Source organism: Streptomyces aureus, from assembly GCF_001418135.1.
Taxonomy (GTDB): domain Bacteria; phylum Actinomycetota; class Actinomycetes; order Streptomycetales; family Streptomycetaceae; genus Streptomyces; species Streptomyces aureus_A.
Genome location: NZ_LIPQ01000291.1, coordinates 1 through 7,579, shown reverse-complemented (window position 1 = coordinate 7,579; position 7,579 = coordinate 1). Strand labels below are relative to the sequence as shown.

The 7,579-nt window shown below is 71.3% G+C and carries 7 protein-coding genes; 5 read left to right on the top strand and 2 right to left on the bottom strand.

What is annotated here, in order from left to right; translation table 11 throughout:
- Positions 1-263 precede the first annotated feature (263 nt).
- Positions 264-1,058, top strand: coding sequence for an IclR family transcriptional regulator (locus AOK00_RS23715; protein WP_055602315.1), 795 nt, complete (start codon positions 264-266; stop codon positions 1,056-1,058).
- A gap of 123 nt (positions 1,059-1,181) precedes the next feature.
- Positions 1,182-1,835, top strand: a complete 654-nt coding sequence (locus AOK00_RS23710; protein WP_055602314.1) for a TetR/AcrR family transcriptional regulator — start codon at positions 1,182-1,184, stop codon at positions 1,833-1,835.
- A 79-nt stretch (positions 1,836-1,914) separates the two neighbouring features.
- On the opposite strand, the gene AOK00_RS23705 is transcribed toward AOK00_RS23710, so the two are convergent.
- Positions 1,915-2,838 carry an alpha/beta fold hydrolase gene (locus AOK00_RS23705; RefSeq protein WP_254047474.1) on the bottom strand — a complete coding sequence of 308 codons (924 nt, stop codon included), beginning with the start codon at positions 2,836-2,838 and terminating at the stop codon, positions 1,915-1,917.
- A 106-nt stretch (positions 2,839-2,944) separates the two neighbouring features.
- Positions 2,945-4,036: a non-homologous end-joining DNA ligase gene (gene ligD, locus AOK00_RS23700; protein ID WP_055602312.1), complete on the bottom strand. Its 1,092-nt coding sequence runs from the start codon at positions 4,034-4,036 to the stop codon at positions 2,945-2,947.
- Between the two features lie 52 nt (positions 4,037-4,088).
- Here ligD and AOK00_RS23695 point away from each other — a divergent pair, with 52 nt between their 5' ends.
- The 3 genes from AOK00_RS23695 to AOK00_RS23685 form a co-directional block, all read left to right on the top strand.
- Complete coding sequence (locus AOK00_RS23695) at positions 4,089-5,147, top strand: ATP-dependent DNA ligase (RefSeq protein WP_055602311.1); 1,059 nt, start codon at positions 4,089-4,091, stop codon at positions 5,145-5,147.
- A 355-nt stretch (positions 5,148-5,502) separates the two neighbouring features.
- A complete protein-coding gene (locus tag AOK00_RS23690; RefSeq protein ID WP_055602310.1) occupies positions 5,503-5,754 on the top strand; it encodes a hypothetical protein in 252 nt (83 codons plus the stop codon).
- Between the two features lie 87 nt (positions 5,755-5,841).
- Positions 5,842-7,579: MDR family MFS transporter (locus tag AOK00_RS23685; RefSeq protein WP_055602316.1), on the top strand; the 1,738-nt coding region annotated here is incomplete at its 3' end.

The window sequence follows — 7,579 nt, the reverse complement described above, 5'->3', positions numbered from 1 at the left end:
CCGACGTACCGCACATCGCGCGGCGCGATGTGCGGTACGTCGGTCGGTACGCACTGCATTCATGACTGGCCCTGCTCCCTCCGGCTCGGTGCCGCTGTGGTGGCTTGGCCGGAACCCTGCCACGGAAGCTCCGTCGCCGACAACTCGCCTCCCACCATGTGGGATTGCGTGTGAACGGCGTGTTTCCGACCTCGCCCGGGCCCTGATTCGGCTCCCGCCATGTGGGAGCGTGGGAGCCCGATCACCCACGGGGAGCGAACCCTATGACGACCGAGGCCGGCATCGCCCGACCCCCGGCGGGCGCCCAGGCGGTCCGCCGTGCACTGGATGTACTGCACTGTTTCCACGACAACGGGCCCGACCTGAGCGCCTCCGACCTCGCGCGACGGCTCGGACTCTCGACGTCCACCGCGCACCGTCTCGCCCGGACGCTGCTCGGCGCGGGATTCCTGGAACAGGACGCCCGGACCGCCCGCTACCGGCTCGGTCCGGCGATGACGGAGCTGGGACGGCTCTCGTACCACCAACGCGGGCTGCATCTGGCCGCGCCCGAGCTTTCCGATCTCGCCGAACGGACCGGCGCCACGGCCGACTTGGCCCTGCGCAGCGGCCCGCACGTGGTGATCGTCGCGGGCGGCTCGGTGACGCCGAAGGTAGGGTTGCGCCGGCCCCTGCACTCGACGGCGCTCGGGAAGGTGCTCCTCGCGTGGCCCCGGGCGGGCGAGGCGGGCCCGCGCTCCCTGCCGCCGCTGTACGCGTTCACCGAACGGACCATCGTCGAACCTCCCATGCTTGCCGCCGAGTTGGCTCGCGTACGCGAGGCCGGGTACGCCCTCAACGACGGTGAGTCGGCCCACGGGGTGCGGACCGTGGCCGTGCCGGTCCTGGAACGGACGGGGCACGCCCGCTTCGCGCTCGCGGTGCGGGCGACGCCGGAGCTGATCACCGACGCCCGGCTCGACTGGTACCTCGCGCAGGCCCGGTCCTGCGCCCGTGCCCTGGAGGTGCTGCTGCTCGCCCCGGCGGAGCGAAGGGACCCCGACGGGCGGACGGGCTAGCCCGGACGGACGGCGGACCACCGGCGGCGGACCACTGGCGGCGGGCGCGGAGCCACCGGCGGCGAGCCACCGGCGGCGGGCGGGAAAGTTTCCGCACGGTCGTGCGTTCAGTAGGATGGGGACATGAGCGACACCGGGACCAAGACGGACGGGCGCGTCGAGCGCGGGAACCAGACCCGGCGGCTCGTGCTCGGCAGGACCATGGACATCGCCTCGGTCGAAGGGCTCGACGGCCTCTCCCTGGGACGGATCGCCACCGAGCTCAAGCTGAGCAAGAGCGGCGTCTTCGCCCTCTTCGGCTCGAAGGAGGAGCTCCAGCTCTCCACGATCAGGGCCGCCGCCGCCGTCTTCGCCGAGAACGTCGTCACTCCCCTGAAGGACGTGCCACCGGGGGCTCGGCGGGTGCGCGAGCTGTGCCGGAACTGGCTCACGTACTCCTCGGACCGGGTCTTCGCCGGCGGCTGCTTCTTCTACGCGGTCTCGGCCGAGTTCGACGCGCGCACGGGCCCGGTCCACGACGCCGTCGCCCAGACCCGCCGCGACTGGAACGCCTACATGGAAAGGTCTTTGACGGAGGCTCAGGCCGTCGGCGACTTCGCCGGGGATCTGGATGTGGAGCAGCTCGCCTTCGAGGTGATCGCCCTCATGGAGGCGGCCAACGCGCAGTCCGTCCTGCTCGGCGACACGCAGACGTACGACCGCGCCGAGCGGGGGATCACCGCCCGGCTGCGCGCCTCGGCCACGGACAGGGGCCGGGACGGCCTCGACGCCGAGTAGGCCGAGCGGCGGGACGAGGCTGGGACGAGCAGCGGGACGAGGCGTCGAACCGACCGGCCGCGCCACCCCCGCGTCCCTCTCAGCTCGCGGCCACCCGCTCCCCCTCGGACGGTTCGCCCGCCGGAGCCGTCAGGAACTCCACCACCTCCCCGACGACCTCCGGGTCCCGCAGGATGCGCCGGTGGCCGAGCCCCTGGGTGACGACGAGCCGGGCCCGGTCGCCGTGGGCGCGCGCGAGCCGCCGCGAGTGGACGAGCGGCACCATGTCGTCTCCCTCGTCGTGGAACAGCAGGACGGTCGCGGCGAGTTCGCCCGAGTCGCGGTCCGCTCCGAAGCGGTCCCAGATGCCGGGCTCACCCGGCACGATCCGCCGCTCCACGTGGTCCCGCATGCACCGGAGGACCCGGTCGTCCACGCCGAGGCCGGCCTGGAAGCCGTTGACCAGCAGGTCGAAGGATCCGACACCGCCGATGCCGGCGAATCGGGTCGTACGGACGCCGTCCCGGAGGGCGAAGAGGGAGGCGAGGACACCGAAGGAGTGGGCGACGACGGCGTCGAAGTCGCCGTGCCGTGCGTGCAACTCCCGGATGATCTCGCGGTATTCGACGATGTTGCTGGCCCGCCCCGGGGATTCGCCGTGGCCGGGCGCGTCGAAGGCGACGGGGCTGTAGCCGCGTTCCAGCAGCGCTTCGGCGACGGCGGTGAGCCGCGAGGCGCGTGAGGACCAGCCGTGCACCAGTAGGACGGGGCGGCGGCCGTCACCCCAGGCGTACGTGACGACGTCCTTGCCGCGGACCTGGAGGCGCCCGGTGCGGGCGGCTGCGAAGAGCGTCTGTTCCTCGGGTTTCAGCCGCGCCCGGCCGAGCGGGCGGACGAAGAGGTGGAAGGCCCAGCGGCCGGCCGCTCCGGGGGCGACGCGCGCGGTGACGTTCAGGGCCGTGCGGATGAGCGGAGCCATCGGGTACATGCCGGGATCTCCTCGGTCGTCCTGTGGGTTCTGCATCCTGCTGACGGAAAAATGTTAGCACGATCGTTCGTGTTGTTTTAGAGTCGTAAAAGGAGGCGGGCCGGTACCCACCCGGAGGCGCCGGCCCGCCCTCCCCAACGCCTCAGCCCGCCGAGCCCTCGGACTCCGGCGACTCCCCCTTCGTCTCCTTCTCCGACGCCCCCTTCGCCTCCCCCTTCGTCTCCTTCTTCGCCCGGCTCGGCTGCACCCGCTTCGGTTCGCCCGGCATCTTCGGATACTCCGGCGGGTACGGCAGATCACCGAGGCCGTGCTCCGCCTCGTCCCGCCGGGCCAGTTCGAGCAGGGACTCCAGGCTGAACCGTTCGTCGTCCATGTCGGCGTGGACATCGCCCACTTCGGCGTACCGGACCGGCATCGTCCTGATGTCGAAGTCCTGCGGCACGGCGTCGTCGACCTCATCCCACCGCAGCGGCGCCGAGACGGGCGCGTGCGGTCGCGGACGTACGGAGTATGCGGAGGCGATCGTGCGGTCCCGGGCCGTCTGGTTGTAGTCGACGAAGATCCGCTCACCGCGCTCCTCCTTCCACCACTTGATGGTGACCCGCTCCGGCATCCGGCGCTCCAGCTCCCGCCCGCAGGCGATGGCCGCCCGCCTGACCTGCGTGAACGTCCAGTTCGGCAGGATCGGGACGAAGACGTGGATGCCTCGTCCGCCGGAGGTCTTCGGCCAGCCGCGCAGTCCGTGCTCGTCGAGGACGGCGCGCAGTTCGTGGGCGGCGCGGACGGCGTCCGCGTAGTCCGTGCCGGGCTGCGGGTCGAGGTCGATGCGGAGTTCGTCGGGGTGGTCGGTGTCGTCGCGACGCACCGGCCAGGGATGGAAGGTGACGGCGCCGAGGTTGGCCGCCCAGAGCACGGCCGCCGGCTCCGTGGGGCACATCTCGTCGGCGGAACGGCCGCTGGGGAAGGTGATGTGGGCGGTCGGGATCCAGTCGGGGAGGTACTTCGGGGCGCGCTTCTGGAAGAACGACTCGCCAGTCACCCCGTCGGGGTAGCGCTCCAGGGTGGTGGGGCGGTTGCGCAGGGCGCGGGTGACGCCGTCGCCGACCGCCAGGTAGTAGCGGACCATGTCGAGCTTGGTGTAGCCGGGTTCGGGGAAGTACACCTTGTCCGGATTGGACACGCGTACGGTCCGGTCGCCGACTTCCAGTTCCACCGCTGCCGCCTTGCCTGCCATGCCGGTCAGCCTAGGGCTCGCCGACAAGTCCCGCATACCGGACAATCACCTCATGGATCTTCCGGTGATGCCGCCCGTGAAACCGATGCTCGCGAAGTCGGTGAAGCGAATCCCGCCCGGCATGCAGTACGAGGCGAAGTGGGACGGCTTCCGCGCGATCGTGCACCGCGACGGGCCGGATCTCGTCATCGGCAGCCGTACCGGCAAGCCGCTCACCCGCTACTTCCCCGAGCTGGTCGAGGCGCTCGCGGCCCGGCTGCCGGAGCGCTGCGTGGTCGACGGCGAGATCGTCATCGAGTACGGCGGCCACCTCGACTTCGACCGGCTCAGCGAGCGGATCCACCCGGCCGACTCCCGGGTCCGCATGCTGGCCGAGACGACCCCTGCGCTGTTCGTCGCCTTCGACCTGCTCGCCCTCGGGGACGAGTCGCTGCTCGACACTCCGCTGAGCGAGCGCAGGGAGGCCCTGGAGCGGATGCTCGACGGCGTGGACGCACCGCTGCATCTGGCACCGGCCACGCGGGACGCCGAACTCGCCGCCCAGTGGTTCGAGCAGTACGAGGGCGCGGGCCTCGACGGGGTGATCGCCAAGCCGCTCGACCTGCCGTACCGGCCGGACGCCCGCCTCATGTACAAGATCAAGCACGAACGGACGGCGGATGTCGTGGTGGCCGGCTACCGCTTCCACAAGAGCGGACCGGTGGTCGGCTCGCTGCTGCTCGGTCTGCACGACGCCAAGGGCGCCCTCCAGCACGTCGGCGTGTGCGCGGCGTTCACGGCGCGGCGGCGGGCCGAGCTCGTCGAGGAGCTCGAACCGCTCCGCATGGACCCGCCGGACGGGCACCCCTGGGCGGCCTGGGCGGAGGAGGCGGCACACGCGGGGGCGCGGCTGCCGGGCGCGCCCAGCCGCTGGTCGGGGAAGAAGGACCTGTCGTGGGTGGCGCTGCGGCCCGAGCGGGTCTGCGAGGTCGGGTACGACCACATGGAGGGCGACCGCTTCCGGCACACGGCGCAGTTCAAGCGGTGGCGCCCGGACCGGACTCCGGAGTCCTGCGGGTACGGACAGCTGGACGAGCCCGTCTCGTACGACCTGTCCGAGATCCTGACGTAACGTCCGGACGATGTCCGGAGGACGCCGATCCGCCGAGTGAGATGCTTCACATTCGGCGGGCGTCCCGCCGCCCCCAACACCTCCACATCACGCATGCGTTCGCCGTACACGCGAGCGATTCGCAGGGACGGTGAACAATCCCGCCCCGGCCACCCGGGCCCGTACCTGCGAGAACGTCCCCGGCCGCGCCCGGCGGCCGTACCCGCTCCACCGTCCGGGCTCCCGTACGCCCCGCCGAAGCACCGTCGCGTCGTTGCCCCACCGCGACATCACCGTGCCGGAACCCGTACGACGATCCGGTACGTATGGAGAGCAGACCCTTCCGTACGCTTCCCGGACCCACTAGGACTGACCCGTGATCACCTCGCCCTCGCGCCTCGTACCCGTCCCGATCCCCGACCGTGTGGCCGCGCTGATCGGCTCCTGCCTGCCGCTGCACGTCCTCCAGGCCGAGATCGACGCGGACTGCGCGGCGCGCGAGGTGTACCGCTTCCGGGGACCGCTCTGCGCGGAGGACCGGGCGGACCGGGAGAACGCCCTCGCCGCGCTCGCCCGGGCCAACAAGATCCTCGCCAAGCACCACCCGAAGCTGCCGGTCACGCCCTGACGGGTCCGGCCGGCCCCCTCCTCCCCGGTCCGCCCGTTCGGCCGTCCCCCGCATGCACCCGGTCGGGGCCGATGTGACGCTGCGAGAGTGACCACGACCAGCGACGCAGCGCCCGCGCCCCCGGCCGCCACCGAGCCACCCGTGCTCGACCGCCGCCGCCGCAACATCGTCTTCGGCACGATCATGCTGGGTGTCCTCCTCGCCGCGCTCGACCAGACGATCGTCGGCACCGCCCTGCCCACGATCGTCTCGGACCTCGGCGGCGCCGCCCACATGTCGTGGGTGGTCACCGCGTACCTGCTCGCGGAGACGGTCGCGACCGTCCTCGTCGGCAAGTTCGGCGATCTCTTCGGCCGCAAGGTGATCTTCCAGATCTCGGCGATCGTCTTCATCACCGGCTCGTTCCTCTGCGGACTCGCCACCAACATGACGCTGCTGATCGTCTGGCGCGGCCTGCAGGGCGTCGGCGCGGGCGGCCTGATGGTCACCTCGATGGCGCTCATCGCCGATGTGATCCCGCTGCGCGAACGCGGCAAGTACCAGGGCGCGATCGGGGCCGTGTTCGGGGTCTCCACCGTCATCGGCCCGCTGCTCGGCGGTCTGTTCACCGACCACCTCAGCTGGCGCTGGGCGTTCTACGTCAACGTGCCCATCGCGATCCTGGTCGTGATCGCCGCCGCCCGCACGATCCCCTCCGTACGCTCGGCGAGCAAGCCGATCATCGACTACGCGGGCATCGCGCTGGTCGCCGCCGGAGCCAGCGCCCTGATCCTGGCGACCAGTTGGGGCGGCAACGAGTACGCCTGGACCTCTCCCGTCATCATCGGGCTGTTCGTCGGCGGTGTCGTCGCGCTCGGGCTGTTCTGCTGGGTGGAGACCCGCGCGGCGGAACCCATGCTGCCCATGCGGCTGTTCGGAAACCCGGTCTTCACCGTCTGCTCGGTGCTGAGCTTCGTCGTCGGCTTCGCCATGCTCGGCGCGATGACGTTCCTGCCGACGTACCTCCAGTACGTCGACGGGGACTCGGCGACCGTCTCCGGCATCCGCACCCTCCCCATGGTCGTCGGTCTGCTCATCGCGTCCATCTTCAGCGGCAACGTGGTCAGCAAGACGGGCCACTACCGGATCTTCCCCATCGTCGGCTGTCTGGTGATGGGACTCGGCCTCTATCTCCTGTCGCTGATGGAACCGGGGACCAGCACCTGGCTCGCGTCGCTGTACATGTTCGTGCTCGGCGTCGGCATCGGACTGTGCATGCAGGTCCTCACCATCGCCGTGCAGAACACCGTCGACTACGCCGACCTCGGCACCGCCACCTCCGGCGTCACCTTCTTCCGCACGCTCGGCAGCTCCTTCGGCACCGCCGTCTTCGGCACGATCTACGTCAACTCCCTCACCCCCAACCTCCGGGCCGGGGTCGCCGAGGCCGCGGCCGTCGCCGGAAGCCAGGGCCTGGACCCGTCGGACGTCGCGCAGGCGGCGCAGAGCCCGGACGGCGTGCACGGCCTGCCGGAGCAGGTCGCGGAACCCATCGTCAACGCCTACGCCGACACCCTCCACACCGTCTTCCTCTGGACGGTGCCGGTCGCCGCCGTCGGCTTCGTCGTCGCGCTCTTCCTCAAGCAGGTGAAGCTCCGCGACTCGGCACGCGCCGCCGCACCCGACATGGGCGAGGGCTTCTCCTCGCCCACCTCGTCGGGCGACTCCGCGCAGCACCTGGAACTGGTGGTGGCCCGGATCATGCGCCGGATCGACCTCGCCACCGCACGGCGGATCCTCGACGCCTCCGACACACGGCTCGACACGGCCGGGGCGTGGGCGGTGA

What these genes read in the sequence shown, in the direction of transcription:
- AOK00_RS23695 (WP_055602311.1), top strand. Translation starts at nt 4,089, where the DNA reads ATGGATCTTCCGGTGATGCCGCCCGTGAAACCGATGCTCGCGAAGTCG.
- AOK00_RS23705 (WP_254047474.1), bottom strand. Translation starts at nt 2,838, where the DNA reads ATGCAGAACCCACAGGACGACCGAGGAGATCCCGGCATGTACCCGATG.
- ligD (WP_055602312.1), bottom strand. Translation starts at nt 4,036, where the DNA reads ATGGCAGGCAAGGCGGCAGCGGTGGAACTGGAAGTCGGCGACCGGACC.
- AOK00_RS23710 (WP_055602314.1), top strand. Translation starts at nt 1,182, where the DNA reads ATGAGCGACACCGGGACCAAGACGGACGGGCGCGTCGAGCGCGGGAAC.
- AOK00_RS23715 (WP_055602315.1), top strand. Translation starts at nt 264, where the DNA reads ATGACGACCGAGGCCGGCATCGCCCGACCCCCGGCGGGCGCCCAGGCG.